The following is a 16,543-nucleotide window of genomic DNA, read 5'->3' as shown; positions in this document are numbered from 1 at the left end:
GTGCTCCTCATTCGGTTTCGTCGAGCCGCTGTTCGAGCGCGTCGAGCCGGTCCGACCAGAACTGCCGGTAGGGCGCGAGCCACGCGTCCACTTCGGCCAGCGGTTCGGCGCGCAGCCGGTAGCAGCGGCGCTGCGCGGAGACCCGCACGGTCACCAGCCCCGCCTCCCGCAGCACGCGCAGGTGCTTGGACACGGCGGGCTGGCTCAGCCGCAGTTCGGCCACCAGTTCGCCGACCGACCGCTCGCCCTTGAGCAGCAGGTCCAGCAGCGCGCGGCGGCGGGGTTCGGCCAGCACGTCGAAGGTCTGCATCACCCCGGAAATCTGCCTCGCGGGGCATATGCCTGTCAAGGAATGCGCGTACCGCCGAATGTCCGTTTTATGGTCTAAACCATTGACCTGGTGGTCTAGTCCACTTACGGTGCGATTGTCCCCACCGTCATCAGGTGAGCACCGACGGTGACTCCTGAAGGGAGCAACGATGCTTCGCTTGCGCAGAAAACGCCTGCTGGCCTTGGCCGGCCTGGCGACCGCCGCGTTCGCCGCCGCGGCCGCGCTCGTCCCCGCCGCTTCGGCCGCCGCCCCGGCGAGAACCGAGGCCGCGTCCGGCAAGGTGGTCGGCTACTTCACCGACTGGGGCATCTACGACCGCAACTACCACGTCAAGAACATCGAGACGTCCGGATCGGCGAACAAGCTCACGCACATCAACTTCGCCTTCGGCAACGTCACCGGCGGCGGCTGCGCGATCGGCGACGCGTGGGCCGACTACCAGAAGACCTACGACGCGGCGGGCAGCGTCGACGGCGTCGCCGACACCTGGGACCAGCCGCTCGCGGGCAGCTTCAACCAGCTCAAGAAGCTGAAAGCCAAGCACCCCGGGCTGAAGGTCATCTGGTCGTTCGGCGGCTGGACCTGGTCCGGCGGCTTCGGGCAGGCCGCGAAGAACCCGGAAGCCTTCGCGAACTCCTGCTACAACCTGGTCAACGACAAGCGCTGGGCCGGGCTGTTCGACGGCATCGACCTCGACTGGGAGTACCCGAACGCGTGCGGCCTCACCTGTGACACGAGCGGTCCCGACGCGCTGAAGAAGCTGCTCGCGGCAGTGCGGGCGAAGTTCGGCTCGTCGAAGCTGGTCACCGCCGCGATCACCGCGGACGGCAGCAACGGCGGCAAACTCGACCTCACCGACTACGCGGGCGCCGCACAGTACGTCGACTGGTACAACGTGATGACGTACGACTTCTTCGGCGCCTGGGCCGCGCAGGGCCCGACCGCGCCGCACTCGCCGCTCACGTCGTACAACGGCCTGCCGACGCAAGGGTTCTACTCGGACGCGGCCATCCAGAAGCTCAAGAGCAAGGGCGTTCCGGCCTCGAAACTGTTGCTGGGCATCGGTTTCTACGGACGCGGCTGGACCGGCGTCACGCAGAGCGCGCCGGGCGGCACGGCGACCGGACCGGCTCCGGGCAAGTACGAGCAGGGCATCGAGGACTACAAGATCCTCAAGACCAAGTGCCCGGCGACCGGCACCGTGGCGGGCACCGCGTACGCCAAGTGCGGTTCCAACTGGTGGAGCTACGACACCCCGTCGACCATCGCGGGCAAGACCGCGTACGCGAGGTCGCAGGGGCTCGGCGGCACATTCTTCTGGGAGCTGTCCGGCGACACCTCGAATGGCGAGCTGATCACCGCACTCGCCAAGTAAGCATCGCTCGATCCCGCCGGGGCGCCGATTCTGTCGGTGCCCCGGTTTATCGTGCTGCGGGTGAAGTTCAGCGGATTCGGAGAGCACGCCGTCGAGTTCTACGACGGGTTGCTCGCGGACAACACCAAGGCCTACTGGGACGACCACGTCGCGATCTACCGGGAGCACGTGCGGGCTCCGATGGAGGCGCTGCTGGCCGAGCTGGAGCCGGAGTTCGGCGCGGGCCTCGGCGAGGCCAAGGTGTTCCGGCCGTATCGCGACGTCCGGTTCGCCAAGGACAAAACGCCGTACAAGACGCACTGCGGCGGCGTGATCGAGGCCGGCCGCGGCGGGGGAGCGTACTACGTCGAGGTGGGCCCGGCCGGGCTGCGCGTCGGCGGCGGCTGCTTCCACCTGGCGCCGGACCAGCTGGCCCGGTACCGCACGGCGGTCGACACCGAACTGCACGGGCCCGCGCTGGAGAAGATCCTGGCGAGCCTGCGGAAGGCGGGCTGGGAAATTCTCGGCGACCGGCTGAAGTCGAAGCCGCGCGGGTTCGCCGAGGACCATCCGCGGCTCGACCTCCTGCGGCACCGTTCGGTGTACGCCGTGCGAGCCTGGGAGCCGGACGATTTCCTGCACGAGCGCGAGGCGCTGGACCGGGTCCGGAAATCGTGGCGCCAGCTGCGGAAGTTCAACGAATGGGCGCGCGACCACGTGGGCCCGAGCGAGCGGCCGCGGCGCTGAGCCGGACATCCCCCGCACGGGTGGTTCCGGGCGGTCCTGCGCGGTGCTCCCGCGCAGCGCACGCGGACGGCCGGAACTGAATCCTTCCCGTGTTCTTCCGCCGGAGTTTCGGGATCGGTACAGACGCGAGCGGCCCGAGCGACTAGGCTCTCCGGACGTGAGCCGACGCGCGAAGATCGTTTGTACATTGGGTCCCGCGACCTCCACGCCGGAGAAGATGCGGGCACTCGTCGACGCCGGGATGGACGTCGCGAGGATGAACTTCAGCCACGGCAGCCACAGCGACCACAAGCAGGTCTACGACCTGGTCCGGTCCGCGGCCGCCGAAACCGGCCGGGCGGTGGGGATCCTCGCCGACCTGCAGGGACCGAAGATCCGGCTGGGCACGTTCGCCAGCGGATCGGCGGAATGGCACACCGGCGACGTCGTCCGGATCACCGTCGAGGACGTCGCGGGCACCCACGACCGGGTCTCCACCACCTACAAGGGACTCGCCAAGGACGCCAAGCCGGGCGACCGGCTGCTGGTCGACGACGGCAAGGTCGGCCTGGTGGTCAAGGAGGTCGACGGCCCGGACGTCGTGTGCGAGGTGACCGAGGGCGGACCGGTCAGCAACAACAAGGGCGTGTCGCTTCCCGGCATGGACGTCTCGGTGCCCGCGCTGTCCGACAAGGACATCGAGGACCTCGAGTTCGCGCTGCAGCTGGGCGTCGACTTCATCGCGCTGTCCTTCGTGCGCTCGCCGGCCGACATCGACCTCGTGCACCAGGTCATGGACCGCGTCGGCAAGGGGCGGCTCCCGGTCGTCGCGAAGATCGAGAAGCCGGAGGCGGTCTACAACCTGGAGGCCATCGTGCTGGCCTTCGACGCGGTGATGGTCGCCCGCGGCGACCTCGGCGTCGAGCTGCCGCTCGAGCAGGTCCCGCTGGTGCAGAAGCGCGCGATCCAGATCTGCCGCGAGAACGCGAAGCCGGTCATCGTCGCCACGCAGATGCTGGAATCGATGATCAACAACTCCCGCCCGACCCGCGCCGAGGCGTCCGACGTCGCGAACGCGGTCCTCGACGGCGCGGACGCGGTGATGCTGTCCGGCGAGACGAGCGTCGGCCGGTACCCGATCGAGACGGTCCAGACGATGGGCCGGATCGTCGAGGCCGTCGAGACGGATTCGCCGGTCGTGCCGCCGCTGTCGCACGTGCCGCGCACCAAGCGGGGCGTGATCTCCTACGCCGCCCGCGACATCGGCGAACGGCTCAACGCCAAGGCGCTGGTCGCGTTCACGCAGTCCGGAGACACCGTGCGCCGTCTCGCCCGGCTGCACACCCGGCTGCCGCTGATGGCGTTCACGCCGGAGCAGAGCGTCCGCAGCCAGCTGGCGCTGACCTGGGGCACCACGACGCAGATCGTGCCGAGGGTGGACTCCACGGACCAGATGATCCAGCAGGTCGACCACGCGATGCTCGAAATGGGCAAGTACCAGCGCGGCGACCTCGTGGTGATCGTCGCGGGCTCCCCGCCCGGGACCGTCGGGTCGACGAACCTGATCCACGTCCACCGGCTCGGTGAAGACGACCACGCATAAGGGACGTGCCGGAACCTTCGCGCATAAGGTTCCGGCATGACTGAGATGGCCAGGGAAGCCGCCACCGAACTCGACACGAGCCCCGGTGGCGGCGGACAGCCGGTGCTGGACAAGCTCGTCGCGCTGCTGGACCTGGAGAAGATCGAAGAGAACATCTACCGCGGCGTCTCGCCCGCGCACTCGCCGGTGCGGGTGTTCGGCGGGCAGGTCGCCGGGCAGGCGCTCGTCGCGGCGGGACGGACCGTCCCGGAGGAGCGGCGGGTCCATTCGCTGCACGCGTACTTCATCCGCGGCGGCGACCCGAGCGTCCCGATCGTGTACGAAGTGGACCGGATCCGCGACGGCCGCTCGTTCACCACCCGGCGCGTGGTCGCGGTCCAGCACGGCAAGGCGATTTTCTCGCTGTCCGCGTCGTTCCAGAAGGACGAACCGGGCATCGACCACGCCGAGACGATGCCTGCCGACGTGCCCGATCCGGAGTCGCTGCCGACCCTCCCCGACCTGGCCGCCGGGTACGGCCTGCGCCACGCCGAACGCCCGCGGCCGATCGACATCCGCTACCTCGGCGATCCGCCGTGGGTCACCCGCACGACCGGCGAACGGCCCACGCGGCACCGCGTCTGGATGCGGGCCGACGGAACGCTGTCCGACGACCAGCTGCTGCACGTCTGCGTGCTCACCTACGCCTCGGACATGACGCTGCTCGACTCGGTCCTCGCGCGGCACGGCGTGTACTGGGACGTCGACCAGGTGCTCGGCGCGAGCCTCGACCACGCGCTGTGGTTCCACCGGCCGTTCCGCGCCGACGAGTGGTTCCTCTACGACAGCACGTCGCCGAGCGCCTCGGGCGCCCGCGGGCTGGCCACCGGCCGGTTTTTCACCCGCGACGGCCTGCACGTCGCCACCGTGGTCCAAGAAGGACTGCTCCGGGTCCGGTGAGGACGGTCGCCCGCCGATGACCACTTAGAGTGGCTGTCTGCAGAGGAAATCGCCGGAAACCGTCACACTCTCGTGGCGAAATTGCGCGGGAATACCCGTCTGAGTAATACCGTGAAGCAAAGGAAGGTGCCCGGGGCCGGTCGGGGGGCGGCCCCGGACACCGTGGTCGTCGGCATTCGGCCGGTGGCCGCGAATAGCCGAGGGCGGCCGTCGTCTAGCCTGCTCAGGGCTTCGGCGCGGCTGGATTCGCGTCTCGGCCCGCAGGATGCCAGAGTACAAGCGCAGTCTGCACAATGCAGGTCGGAACCAGATCGGAACCAGTGCCGGCCGGCTCCCGCCGCGACAGCGGGAATTCGCCGGTGTTATTACTCCACTGACAAGTCGATCAGCTGGTTAGATATGCAGTGCGGGCAACAATACGGACCGGAGGTGCTGCCGTGGCGAGAGGCCAGGGACCGACCGTTCGCCGCAGGCGCCTCGCGAGCGAGCTGCGGAGGCTGCGCGAAGCCGCCGATCTCACGATCGACGAGGTCGGCGAGAAGCTGGAGTGCTCGGCGTCCAAAGTGAGCCGCATCGAGACCGGCCACGTCGGCGTCACCCCGCGCGACGCGCGGGACATGCTCGCGCTGTACGGCATCACCGGCGACGAGCAGGAAGCGCTCGTCCAGCTCGCGCGGGAAGCGCGCAAACGCGGCTGGTGGCACGCGTACAACGAAGTCTTCACCGGCACCTTCGTCGGCCTCGAAGCCGACGCGAGCTCGCTGCGCGCGTTCCAGGCGCTGCTGGTCCCGGGCTTGCTGCAGACCGAGCGCTACGCGTTCTCGGTGATCCGCGCCCTGCGCCCGGACGCCGAAGAGGCCGAGACCCGCCGCCGGGTCGCCGCGCGGATGGCCCGGCAGCAGCTGCTGACCGACGACCCGCCGGTCGAGTACTGGGCGGTGATCGACGAGGCGGTGCTGCACCGCGTGGTCGACAGCGCCGAGGTGATGGCCGAACAGCTGTACCGGATCACCAAGATGGCCGAGAAGCCGAACGTGACCGTCCAGGTGGTGCCGTTCGGAGCCGGGGCGCACCCCGGCATGGAGGGACCGTTCCTCATCATGGGCTTCCCCGAGCAGGCCGATCCCGACGTGGTCTACGTCGACGACAGCACTTCCAGCGGCCTGTACCTCGAACAGCCCGACGACGTCCGGCGCTACGCGCTGATGTTCGACCACCTGCGCGCAGCAGCGCTCAAACCGGACGATTCGGTGGCGCTGATCACCGACGCGGCCGGCCGGTTCGCCGAACAGGCCGCCGCGGTTGAGGAACCGAGGAAAACCAACCTGAGACAGTGAGGATGTGGGGACCATGACGGCCGACCTTTCCGGCGCCCAGTGGCGCAAGAGCAGCTACAGCGGCGGCGGCAACGACTGCGTGGAGGTCGCCTTCGTCGCGGGCGGCGCCGCGGTGCGGGACTCGAAAGACCCGGAAGGCGGAGCCTTCCGCCTGCCCGCCGCCGGCTGGCGGGCCCTGCTGGACGCGGTGCGCGCCGACGGCCAGGGGCAGGCTTGATCCGTTCGCTCGACTGAGTACCGCGCGAAGACCCCTTACCCCGCTCGACCTGGACTTCCCGGGTCGCCGGCGCGGGTAAGGGGTCTTTTCGCGCCGCGGGATGGGCGATCACCCGATGCCGGGGGCGGGCCCTCAGCACGAAAGTGGACGTCGGCAGAGAACGACGACCCGCTGGGGAGAAGAAAATGAGCGACTACAACTGGGACGCCACCCGCGCCGAGGTGGACTACCGGATGGCCGAACTGCGCCGGGCCGCCCGCCAGGCCCGCTTGAGCCGCGGGAACCGGGTGGTCCGCTGGGTACGGGCGCACCGCCTCACGAACGTCGAGGTGCCCCGCCAGGAAAGGCGCACGGCGACGGTGCCGGAGGCCAGGGCGCGACATAGCGCTTGAGCCCCGGTCCGCTGAGCCGCGCAGGCGCACAGGTGTGGGGGACGGCAAGGGGGTCGGGCGGGGCGGCTGAACCAGAACACGGGTTCCGGTTCGGCCGCTCCGTCCGCCGGAGTCTGCTCGCGCGTTGCTGGCACGGGCTTTGCGGGGAGCACGTCCGCTGGGGACCGCACTGGGCGACCGGGGTCTGCTTCCACGTCGTCGCGGTGGGGAGGGCTGTGAGGGAACCTTCACGGGCTTTGCCGGAGTGCTTCTGCTGGGCTGCGTGCTGCTTGCGAACCATCCGGGTGCCTTTCCGCGGGAAGCTCGCTGCGGCCGGGTCAGCCGGGGATCTTCGCGACCGGCCCGGCGGACTGGGGTCTGCTCGCACCTCGTCGCGGTGGCGAGGTCTGTGAGGGGCACCTACGGACTTGCCGGAGTGCGTCCGCTGTGCAGCGCACCGCCGCGAGCCACCCGGGGTGCCTCCCAAGCGAAGCTCGTTGCGGTCGTGCGGATCAACCTGCGATCTGCCGCCCAGCCCGGCGACTGGGGCCCGCCGTCACGGTGCGGAGGCCCGCGAGGGGAATCTTCACGGACCTTGCCGGAGCACACCGCACCGCCGCGAGCCACCCCGGTCCTTCCCCGCGGGAAGCTCGCCGCGGCCGCGCGGAGCACCCCGGGATCGCCCAGCATTGGCTCGTTCGTCCGCCAGCCGGACGGAGATCACTGGCCGAACCGGCCGCCACGGGGAAATCGATGCCGGAACTGTCGGGGGTGTAGGTGAGAATGCATCTCGTGCCTCGTCTCGGTTCCGGTATTCCGCTCGTCGCCCGCACGCAGGAGATGCGTCGGCTGCGCGCGGCCTTCGCGCGCGCTGAACGCGGAGAAGCAGGTGCGGTGCTGATCTCGGGGGACGCCGGGGTCGGCAAGACCCGTCTGCTCACCGCGCTCGGGGAGCACGTCGCGGCGTGCGGCGGGCTCGTGCTCACCGGCCGGTGCATCGACGTGCGCGACGGCGGTCTGCCCTACCTGCCGTTCGCCGAGGCGCTGGCTCCGCTCGGGTCGTCGGCCGATCCCGCGGTTTCGGCGGCGGTGCGGGCGCGGCCCGCGCTCGGGATGCTGCTTCCGCAAGGCGATCCGCGGCCCGCGGCGACCGGCGACCACGGGCAGGTTTCGGAGGGGGAGCGCGAGGGCGTCCGCCGGGTGCGGCCGGAGCAGGACCTGGGCCAGCTCCAGCTGTTCGACGCGGTGCTGGGGGTGCTGACCGAGGTCGGCCAGGCGCGGCCGGTGGTCGTCCTGCTCGAAGACCTGCACTGGGCCGATTCCTCCACCCGCAACCTGCTGTCGTTCCTGCTCAGCCGGTTGCGCGCGCAGCGGCTGCTGGTCGTCGGCAGCTATCGCGAGGAGGACGTCCACCGCAGGCATCCGCTGCGCGGCCTGCTGTCCGAACTGGTCCGGCTGAGCACGGTGGAACAGCTCGCGCTGGCCCCGTTCGGCCCGGCCGACGCGCGGGCGTTCGTCGCGGCGCTGGCCGAGGAACCGCTGTCGCCGGACGTGGTCGCGGACATCGCGGAAAGATCCGAGGGCAATCCGTTCTTCGTCGAGGAACTCCTCGCCACCGGCGCCGATTGCCGGGACCTCCCGGCCGGGCTCGCCGAGGTGCTCCTGGCCCGGCTCGAACGCTTTCCCGCCGAGACCCGACGGGTGCTGCGCGTCATCTCGGTCGCCAACGAGTCGGTGTCGCACGCCGCGCTCGCGCAGGTGGCCGGCATCGGCGACCTGGAGCTGGACGAGGCGTTGCGGGAAGCCGTGCAGCACCACGTCCTGGTGATCGAGAACGGTTTTTACACCTTCCGCCACGCCCTGCTGCAGGAAGCGGTGTACGCGGACCTCCTTCCCGGCGAGCGCACGCGGATGCACGCCGGATACGCGGCGCGGATCAAGTCGATGCCGCAGGGCCGCGGCCACGACGCGAAGCTGGCCTTCCACAGCCTGGAAAGCCGCGATTTCGACACCGCTCTGCCCGCCTTGCTGCGCGCCGCCGACGAGGCGGAGAAACTCGGTGCCCCCGGCGCGGCTCTGCGGCATATCGAGCAAGCACAGTCCATTTGGGACGCCGTGGCCCCGGAAAACCGTCCGGAGGGCGTGGACGAGCTGAGACTGCTCAGCGAGGCCTCGTACTTCGCGGGCACTTCGGGCGAACCGGAGCGCGCGGTGGCGTACGCGCGCTCAGCCACCGAAGCCCTCAAGCCGGACGCGTCGCCCGAGCACGCGGCGAAGGTCTGGCGTCGGCTGGCCGAAACGCTGCTCACGCTGGAAGGCACGTTCGACGAGGCGGTCCGGGCCATCGAACGGGCCTGGGAGCTGGTCGCGGACCGGGAACCGAGCGGTGCGCGGGCCTGGGTGCTGGCTTCGCGGGCCGGGTTCCAGCGGCTGCGCGACCAGCCGGACGAGGCGCTGGCCAGCGCGCACACGGCGGTCGCCGACGCGCGTGCCGTCGGTGCGGTCGGTGCGGAAGCATCGGCGCTGGTCACGCTGGGCACGCTCGCCGACAGCGCGGGCGATGCCGACGAGGCCCGGGAGCGGTTGCGCGAAGCCGAACGCAAGGCGCACGACGCGGGAGCCTTGAACGTCGAGATCCGCGCGATGTACTTCCTCGCCCTCAGCTACGACGACCAGGCCGAAATGGACCTCGCGCTCGCCCACGCCGCCCGCGGGGTCGCGCGGGCCGAGGAAACCGGGCTCACCTGGAGCACGTACGGGCTCGAACTGCGCGCCCGGCTGCTCTACCTGCGCTACCTCAGCGGAGACTGGCCGAAGGAAGACGCCGCGGGCCGCGCGCGGCGAGGCGTGTCCAGCGCGGTCGCCGCGCGGATCTTGGCCAACTGGGTGCTGTTCCTGGTCGGCCGCGGCCGGTTCGCCGAAGCCGCCAAGGCGTTGCCCGGCCTCCGCGAGCAGTGGACGGCAGACCTGCAGATCGCCTTGGCCGCGGGCGACGCCGCGATCGAACTGGCCGCCTGGCGCGGCGAGCATGCCGAAGCGCTGCGGATCACCGACGAATTGGTGCAGTGGCTGGAAAAAGTCGAAACCGGGTTGCTGGGCGGGATCCGGATCGTCGCGCTGGCGATCCCGTCGGCTGCCGCGTTGGCGGCCGAAGCCCGGGCCAAGGGCGACCAGTCCGCGGCGGCCGCCTTCGCAGCCACCGGCCGGCGGCTCCTGGACCACGGCCGCCGCTGTGCTGCCGAAGGCCATCCCCGCTCCGGGACCATGGGCCCGGAAGGGCGGGCGTGGCTGGCGAGGATGGAGGCAGCCGCGTCGGGGCTCGAAGGACCAGCCGATCCAGACCTGTGGGCGGAGGCGGCCGAGGCGTATTCCTACGGTGCGATCTACGAACAGGCGGTCTGTCGCTGGCGGCAGGCGGAAGCGCTGCTGGCCACCGGACGACCGGGTGCGGCCGAAGCGTTGGAGGCGGCGCATTCGGTCGCGGTGAAGCTGGACGCGGTTCCCCTGCGCGACGCGGTGAGGGATCTGGCGCACCGGGCCCGGGTCGAGCTGTCCGGGGTAGAAGCGGCGGCGCCCGCCCGGCCGCAGCTGAATCCCCTCACCGACCGGGAACGGGATGTGCTGGAGCGCGTCGCGCTCGGCCGCACCAACCGGCAGGTGGGGGAGGAGCTGTACATCAGCGAGAAGACGGTGAGCGTGCACCTGTCGCGGGTGATGGCGAAGCTGGGTGCGAGCCGCCGGGCGGAAGCCGTCGCGATCGCTTACGACCGGGGTTTGCTCACCGCTCCCGAGTAACCGCGAGTCCCCTTACCGCCCCGGCAGCCGCCGCAGCAGTTTCATGCTCACCGTCATGAACCGGGCCCACACCGAGCCCGGCACGCCCTTGGGCGGGCGCAAAGCCAGGCCGCGCTGTACGGCGATCGACTGCGGTTCGGTGTACTTCAGCAGCCCCTCGGCGCCGTTCCGTCGCCCGGCGCCGGAGTCCTTCATGCCGCCCATGGGCACCCCGACGGTGCCGAACGTCGCCGCGTAACCCTCGTTCACGTTGACCGTGCCCGCCTTCAGCCGCGCGCCGATTTCCCAGCCCGCGCGGCCGTTCCGCGTCCAGACGCTCGCGTTCAGCCCGAACGGCGTGTCGTTGGCCCGCTCGATCGCGTCCGTGACATCGCTGAACCCGTAGATCGAGACCACCGGTCCGAACGTCTCCGAAGCGAACGGGGTCATGCCGGGCCGCACGTCCGTCAGCACGGTCGGCTCGTAGAACAGCGGCCCGAGATCCGGCCGCGCCCGCCCGCCGGTCAGCACCCGCGCGCCCTTCGCCCGGGCGTCTTCGACGTGCGCCGACACGGTTTCCAGCTGGCTCTTCGAGGTCAACGACCCCATTCCGGCGCGGTAGTCCAGCGAACCGCCGAGCCGCAACGCCGCCGTCCGCGCCACGAACTCGCGCGTGAACTCCTCGCGGATGCTGTCGTGCACGTAGATCCGCTCCACCGACACGCACAGCTGGCCCGCGGACGAGAAGCACGCCGTGACCGCGCCGGCGGCGGCCTTGGCGATGTCCGCGTCCGGCAGCACGATCATCGGGTTCTTGCCGCCCAGTTCGAGCGAGTAGCTGGTCAGCCGCTGCGCGATCCGGCCAGCCAGGTCCTTGCCGGTCGGCGTGGACCCGGTGAAGCACAGGTAGTCGCATTCCTCCAGCAGCGCGTCGCCGATCTGCGAGCCGCGGCCCAGCACGATCTGCCACAACCCGGCGGGCAGCCCGGCCTCCTCGGCCAGTTCCTGCAGCCACAGCGCGGACAACGCGGTCTGGTTGTCCGGCTTCTGCACCACCGCGTTCCCGGCGACGAGCGCCGGGAAGACGTCCATCGCGGTCAGCGCGAGCGGGTAGTTCCAGGGCGAGATGATCCCGACGACGCCCTTGGGGTGCCGCAGTTCGCCCGCCCGGGTCAGGCCCGGGATCACGCCGGGGGCGCGGCGCGGCGAGAGGATTTTCGCGCTGTGCTTGCCGTAGTAGGCCGCGACCAGCACGGTGGCGCTGACCTCGTCGAACGCGTCGATCCGGGCCTTGCCCGCTTCGACCTGGACGAGGTCGAGGACTTCGGCCTGCCGCGCGAGCACCAGGTCGTGCAGCCGCACGAGGAACTGCTGCCGCCGGGCCACCGGCAGCGCCGCCCACTCACGCTGCGCCTCGCGCGCGGAGGCGAACGCGGCGCGCACTTCGGCGTCGTCGGCCTGGGGGAGCGAGGCGATCGGCTGTCCGGTGAACGGCGCGGTCATCTGCACCGGCGCGTTGTCGGCGCCGCCGGTCACGCGGGCCACGAGCGCGGCCGCGCGGGCCGCGGACGGAGCGCCCGCCACACCGCCGACGGTCGCGGGCAGGGACTGGCCGGTCAGGTTCGCCGGGGTCGTACTCGTCATCGAGCGCACCTTCTTCCGTGCGGGGCCGGGTGTTACCGACGAGTACACCATACCGGCGGTATGGACACTAGTCGCCCGAGTACAGCAGCACGGCGATCCGCTTCCACTCCTCCAGCAGCTGACGGCGCCGGCGCGGGTCGCCGCCCAGCTCGGCGTCGAGGGCCAGCCCTCGGGTGAGGTTCACGGTGAGCCAGAACAGCATCTCCGCCCGCTCTTTCGGCAGGTCGCCGGCCACTTCGCTGATGTGCCCGAGCGTCGCCCGGCCCAGCGCGCGGTCCACCGGCCGGATCGCCGCGCGCAGTTCCGGGTCGGTCCGGGCGGCCACCCACAGCTCGGTGACCGCGGTGGACAGCGTGCCGGAATAGCCCTCCCACAGCAGATCGATCGCCGCCGCGACGCCGGACGCGCCGCCCGGCAGCGAGCCGAGCGAGGCGGCGAGCTGGGTGCGCAGCTTCGTGGTGAGGTGCTCGACCGCGGCCGCCATCAGCTCGGCCTTCGTGGCGAAGTAGTGCTGCACCGCGCCCTTCGAGACGCCCGCGCGGGTGCAGATCTCCTGCACCGACGCCCGCGAGTACCCGATGTCGACCAGGCAGTCGATCGTCGCGTCCAGCAGGGCGGTGCGCGTCTGCTCGCGGCGTTCGGCCTGGGTGCGGTGTCCCCGGGCGACCTCAGTCATCGCGGCTCCTGCTTTACGTACCGGACGGATGGGATGTACATTCCGCTCAGAACTTACCTGCCAAGCGTCATGTTTTCCAGTTCGCGGGAGGCCCAGCCGTGCCGTTGCAGATCCAGAAGAGCTCGTGGAGCACCACCGAACTCGAAGACCTCCGGGAGCTCGCCCGGTCGTTCCTGCAGAAGGAATTCGTGCCGAACCAGGAGCGCTGGGCGGCGGAGAAGAAGCTCGACCGGGAAATCTGGACCAAGGCCGGCGAACTCGGCCTGCTGTGCCTGTCGATCCCGGAGGAGTACGGCGGGGGCGGCGGCACCTTCGCGCACGAAGCCGTGCTGTACGAGGAGCAGGCTCGCGCCGGCGACAGCGCGTGGGGCGTGACCGTCCACAGTGGAATCGTCGCGCACTACCTCCTGGCGTACGCGTCGGAGGAGAAAAAGCGCGAGTGGCTGCCGAAGATGGCCACCGGCGAGCTGGTCGGCGCGGTCGCGATGACCGAGCCGGGCACTGGTTCAGACCTCCAGAACATCAAGACGCGCGCGGTCCGCGACGGCGACCACTACGTGATCAACGGCGCGAAAACCTTCATCACCAACGGTTTCCACTCCGACCTCGTCGTGGTCGCGTGCAAGACCGACCCGGACGCGGGCGCGCAGGGCGTCTCGCTGATCGTGGTCGAGACCAATACCCCGGGCTTCCGCCGCGGCCGCGTGCTCGACAAGGTCGGGCTCAAGGGGCAGGACACCGCCGAGCTGTTCTTCGACGACGTCCGGGTGCCCGCCGCGAACCTGCTCGGCGACGCCGAGGGCCAGGGCTTCATCCAGCTGATGCTGCAGCTGCCGCAGGAACGGCTGATCATCGCGGTGACCGCGGTGGCCGGGCTGGAAGCCGCGGTGAACCTGACCATCGACTACACCAAGGAACGCACCGCGTTCGGCCGCCCGATCTTCAATTTCCAGAACACGAAGTTCAAACTCGCCGAGGCGGCGACGGAAGCCGCGGTGGCGCGCGCGTTCCTCGACCAGTGCATCGAACGGCATCTGCGCGGCGAACTCGACGTGCAGGGCGCGGCGATGGCGAAACTCTGGACGACGGAGCGGGTGAACAAGGTCGTGGACGACTGCCTGCAGCTGTTCGGCGGCTACGGCTACATGACCGAGTACCCGATCGCGCGGGCCTGGGCGGACGTGCGGATTTCGCGGATCTTCGGCGGCACCAGCGAGATCATGAAGGAAATCATCTCCCGCACGCTCTGAAAAACGTTGCCGCGAAAGGACTTCGCCGTGAAACAAGGTCCGCTCGCCGGGCTGCGGGTGGTGGAGCTGGCCGGGCTCGCGCCTGCTCCGTTCGCCTGCATGATCCTGGCCGACCTCGGCGCCGACGTGATCCGCGTCGACCGCGCCACCCCGGGCGCCGACGTGCTCGGCATCCCGAACGACCCGCTCGCCCGCGGGCGGCGCTCGGTCGGGGTGAACACGAAAACGCCCGAGGGCGTCGAGCTGGTGCTGAAGCTGGCCGAACGCGCCGACGTGCTGATCGAAGGCTTCCGGCCGGGGGTCGCGGAGCGGATGGGCATCGGCCCGGAGCAGGTGCACGCCCGCAACCCGCGGCTCGTGTACGGCCGGATGACCGGCTGGGGCCAGGACGGCCCGCTCGCGTCGGCGGCCGGGCACGACATCAACTACATCGGCGTCGCCGGCGCGCTCGACCCGATCGGCCGGGCGGGCGAACGCCCGGTGCCGCCGCTCAACCTGGTCGGCGACTTCGGCGGAGGCGGCCTGATGCTCGCGATGGGCGTGCTGGCCGCGCTGCACGAGCGCACGACGTCCGGCCGCGGCCAGGTCGTGGACGCGTCGATGGTCGAAGGCGCCGCGCTGCTGACCACGAGCCTGCACGGGATGCGCGCGGCAGGCGTGTGGCCGGGGGAGCGCGGCGAGAACCTTCTCGACGGCGGGGCCCCGTTCTACGACACCTACGAGACCGCGGACGGCAAATACGTCGCCATCGGCGCGATCGAGATGCGGTTCTGGGCGGACCTGGTCAAGGTGCTCGGGCTGGAGAACGAAGACCTGCCGATGCACGTCGACCAGAGCCAATGGCCGCGGCTGCGCAAGATCCTGGAGGAAGCGGTCGGCCGGTTCACGCGCGACGAACTGGTCGCGCGGGCGGAAGGCACCGACGCGTGCCTCACCGCGGTGCTGTCGCCGTGGGAAGCCGCCGAGCATCCGCAGAACGCGGCGCGCGGGACGTTCGTGAACATCGGCGGCACGGTGCAGCCCGCTCCGGCACCGCGATTCGACCGGACGCCCGCCGCCACGCCGGAAGCGCCGCACGAGAAAGGCGCGGACACCGCGGAAGTGCTGGCAGAGCTGGGGTACGACGAGGCTGCGGTGGCGGCGTTGAGGGAGGCTGGGGCGATCTCGTGAGTGCTGATCACGGTTAGAACCGTGATCAGCACTCACGACGGCAGATCGGAACGGATCACCGAATAGAGAATGTGATCGCGCCACTGCCCGTCGCGGAAGTCGAACCCGCGGAGAATTCCTTCGCGGGTGAACCCGGCCTTCTCCAGCGAACGCTGCCCGGCCCGGTTGCCGACCTCGGTGCTGGCCTCGACGCGGTTGAACTGCGTGTGCGCGAACAGATAGCGCACGAGTTCCCGCTGCGCTTGCGCGCCGAGGCCGTGCCCGCGCGCCTCCGGCAGCAGGACCATGCCGATGTTCCAGCAGTAGGTGTGCGGGCCGGTTCGCGTGCGGTGCCACGACACGAGCCCGAGCGGACGCTCGTCGAGCGTGGGGACGAGCATGCCGTGGTCGGTCGTCAGCATGCCGTTTTCGCGCCAGAGCCGCCGGACGTAGCCGGGGTCGTGCCAGCCGAACCACTGGTGCTCGCCGACCGTCTCCGGGTCGTTGGTCAGCGACTCCAGCAGACCGAGGTCGGACTCGCGCACCGGGCGGAGAGTCACTGCGCCGTCGTCCATCGCCGGAGCCTATCGGGGGCGCTGGCCGGACCCCGTTCACCCGATGGTGACCGGGGTCACCCGGACGTGAGCTTTCTGGCTTGATCGGGGCCTGCGACGGGCCATTCCGGCGTGCCGTCATTACAGTGGGACCCGACTCTGCCGAGGCGGGGCCGGCGTCCGACCGGGCGCCGGGGGAGCGGAGGGGGACGAAACCATGTCGAGCGGCCTGAAGAAGATCGTCGTCGTCGGAGTGGTCGCGCTCGTGCTGTTCTTCCTGATCACGCAGCCCACCAACTCCGCGGCCTTCGTGCACCGCGTGCTCGGCTGGCTCAAGGACGGCGCCGAAGCGATCGTCACCTTCTTCAAGAGCCTCTTCGCCTGACCCCGGTTTTCCCGCTCGCCGGGGCGCTTCCGCGCGCCGTCCGGCCAACTAGTCACGCTTTGTCACCGGATCCCGGGATTCGGGCACTTCGCTCGACCATCCGGGTGGATTGGTCCCTGAAACCGCCTGGTCACCGAATTTCCGGGGTCCGGGGTATGGCGGAGAAAGCGGGTGCCGCCCTACGGTGCTCACATTGCGTGATCAGCCGGTTCTCCGGTCCCCCGGGAACCGGG

The 16,543-nt window shown here is 70.4% G+C and carries 15 protein-coding genes; 11 read left to right on the top strand and 4 right to left on the bottom strand.

What is annotated here, in order from left to right; all coding sequences use genetic code 11:
- Window positions 1-7: 7 nt before the first annotated feature.
- Window positions 8-310, bottom strand: coding sequence for an ArsR/SmtB family transcription factor (locus F9C12_RS11995; protein ID WP_409466995.1), 303 nt, complete (start codon window positions 308-310; stop codon window positions 8-10).
- A 169-nt stretch (window positions 311-479) separates the two neighbouring features.
- Here F9C12_RS11995 and F9C12_RS11990 point away from each other — a divergent pair, with 169 nt between their 5' ends.
- From F9C12_RS11990 to F9C12_RS11955, 8 genes are all read left to right on the top strand, one after another.
- Window positions 480-1,706: a glycoside hydrolase family 18 protein gene (locus F9C12_RS11990; protein WP_409465907.1), complete on the top strand. Its 1,227-nt coding sequence runs from the start codon at window positions 480-482 to the stop codon at window positions 1,704-1,706.
- A gap of 60 nt (window positions 1,707-1,766) precedes the next feature.
- Window positions 1,767-2,432 (top strand): DUF2461 domain-containing protein, encoded by a 666-nt coding sequence (locus F9C12_RS11985; RefSeq protein WP_409465906.1) that lies wholly within the window; start codon window positions 1,767-1,769, stop codon window positions 2,430-2,432.
- A gap of 157 nt (window positions 2,433-2,589) precedes the next feature.
- Window positions 2,590-4,014, top strand: coding sequence for a pyruvate kinase (gene pyk / locus F9C12_RS11980; protein ID WP_409182053.1), 1,425 nt, complete (start codon window positions 2,590-2,592; stop codon window positions 4,012-4,014).
- A gap of 36 nt (window positions 4,015-4,050) precedes the next feature.
- Window positions 4,051-4,953 (top strand): acyl-CoA thioesterase II, encoded by a 903-nt coding sequence (gene tesB / locus F9C12_RS11975; protein WP_409182052.1) that lies wholly within the window; start codon window positions 4,051-4,053, stop codon window positions 4,951-4,953.
- 437 nt (window positions 4,954-5,390) lie between these two features.
- On the top strand, window positions 5,391-6,290 hold the full coding sequence (locus F9C12_RS11970) for a helix-turn-helix domain-containing protein (protein ID WP_409182051.1): 900 nt from the start codon (window positions 5,391-5,393) through the stop codon (window positions 6,288-6,290).
- A 13-nt stretch (window positions 6,291-6,303) separates the two neighbouring features.
- A complete protein-coding gene (locus F9C12_RS11965; RefSeq protein ID WP_409182050.1) occupies window positions 6,304-6,507 on the top strand; it encodes a DUF397 domain-containing protein in 204 nt (67 codons plus the stop codon).
- Between the two features lie 185 nt (window positions 6,508-6,692).
- Window positions 6,693-6,899 carry a hypothetical protein gene (locus F9C12_RS11960; protein ID WP_409182049.1) on the top strand — a complete coding sequence of 69 codons (207 nt, stop codon included), beginning with the start codon at window positions 6,693-6,695 and terminating at the stop codon, window positions 6,897-6,899.
- Window positions 6,900-7,661: 762 nt separating this feature from the next.
- A complete protein-coding gene (locus tag F9C12_RS11955) occupies window positions 7,662-10,673 on the top strand; it encodes a helix-turn-helix transcriptional regulator (RefSeq protein WP_409465905.1) in 3,012 nt (1,003 codons plus the stop codon).
- Between the two features lie 12 nt (window positions 10,674-10,685).
- On the opposite strand, the gene F9C12_RS11950 is transcribed toward F9C12_RS11955, so the two are convergent.
- Together F9C12_RS11950 and F9C12_RS11945 are read right to left on the bottom strand one after the other, a co-directional pair.
- The gene (locus F9C12_RS11950) at window positions 10,686-12,296 is read right to left on the bottom strand and encodes a succinic semialdehyde dehydrogenase (protein ID WP_409465904.1); all 1,611 of its coding nucleotides are present in this window, start codon (window positions 12,294-12,296) and stop codon (window positions 10,686-10,688) included.
- A 67-nt stretch (window positions 12,297-12,363) separates the two neighbouring features.
- Entirely contained in the window at window positions 12,364-12,972 is a 609-nt protein-coding gene (locus tag F9C12_RS11945; protein WP_409182046.1) for a TetR/AcrR family transcriptional regulator, read from the bottom strand.
- A gap of 98 nt (window positions 12,973-13,070) precedes the next feature.
- Here F9C12_RS11945 and F9C12_RS11940 point away from each other — a divergent pair, with 98 nt between their 5' ends.
- Window positions 13,071-14,222, top strand: coding sequence for an acyl-CoA dehydrogenase family protein (locus F9C12_RS11940; protein WP_409182044.1), 1,152 nt, complete (start codon window positions 13,071-13,073; stop codon window positions 14,220-14,222).
- A 27-nt stretch (window positions 14,223-14,249) separates the two neighbouring features.
- Window positions 14,250-15,392: a CaiB/BaiF CoA transferase family protein gene (locus F9C12_RS11935; RefSeq protein WP_409182042.1), complete on the top strand. Its 1,143-nt coding sequence runs from the start codon at window positions 14,250-14,252 to the stop codon at window positions 15,390-15,392.
- Between the two features lie 32 nt (window positions 15,393-15,424).
- Here the strand turns inward: F9C12_RS11935 and F9C12_RS11930 are convergent, their stop codons facing one another.
- Window positions 15,425-15,946, bottom strand: coding sequence for a GNAT family N-acetyltransferase (locus tag F9C12_RS11930; RefSeq protein WP_409182041.1), 522 nt, complete (start codon window positions 15,944-15,946; stop codon window positions 15,425-15,427).
- Window positions 15,947-16,142: 196 nt separating this feature from the next.
- Between F9C12_RS11930 and F9C12_RS11925 the strand changes: the two genes are divergently transcribed.
- Window positions 16,143-16,310: a hypothetical protein gene (locus F9C12_RS11925; protein ID WP_162836029.1), complete on the top strand. Its 168-nt coding sequence runs from the start codon at window positions 16,143-16,145 to the stop codon at window positions 16,308-16,310.
- Window positions 16,311-16,543 lie beyond the last annotated feature (233 nt).

It is taken from the genome of Amycolatopsis sp. GA6-003 (assembly GCF_046267895.1).
Lineage (GTDB): Bacteria > Actinomycetota > Actinomycetes > Mycobacteriales > Pseudonocardiaceae > Amycolatopsis.
The sequence above is the reverse complement of the archived record's forward strand: the minus strand, read 5'-3'. Positions and strand labels throughout refer to the sequence as shown.

Coding starts and splice junctions, on each gene's coding strand:
- F9C12_RS11930 (WP_409182041.1), bottom strand. CDS start 15,946: ATGGACGACGGCGCAGTGACTCTCCGCCCGGTGCGCGAGTCCGACCTC.
- F9C12_RS11955 (WP_409465905.1), top strand. CDS start 7,662: ATGCATCTCGTGCCTCGTCTCGGTTCCGGTATTCCGCTCGTCGCCCGC.
- F9C12_RS11965 (WP_409182050.1), top strand. CDS start 6,304: ATGACGGCCGACCTTTCCGGCGCCCAGTGGCGCAAGAGCAGCTACAGC.
- F9C12_RS11960 (WP_409182049.1), top strand. CDS start 6,693: ATGAGCGACTACAACTGGGACGCCACCCGCGCCGAGGTGGACTACCGG.
- F9C12_RS11990 (WP_409465907.1), top strand. CDS start 480: ATGCTTCGCTTGCGCAGAAAACGCCTGCTGGCCTTGGCCGGCCTGGCG.
- F9C12_RS11945 (WP_409182046.1), bottom strand. CDS start 12,972: ATGACTGAGGTCGCCCGGGGACACCGCACCCAGGCCGAACGCCGCGAG.
- F9C12_RS11995 (WP_409466995.1), bottom strand. CDS start 310: ATGCAGACCTTCGACGTGCTGGCCGAACCCCGCCGCCGCGCGCTGCTG.
- F9C12_RS11950 (WP_409465904.1), bottom strand. CDS start 12,296: ATGACGAGTACGACCCCGGCGAACCTGACCGGCCAGTCCCTGCCCGCG.
- tesB (WP_409182052.1), top strand. CDS start 4,051: ATGACTGAGATGGCCAGGGAAGCCGCCACCGAACTCGACACGAGCCCC.
- F9C12_RS11925 (WP_162836029.1), top strand. CDS start 16,143: ATGTCGAGCGGCCTGAAGAAGATCGTCGTCGTCGGAGTGGTCGCGCTC.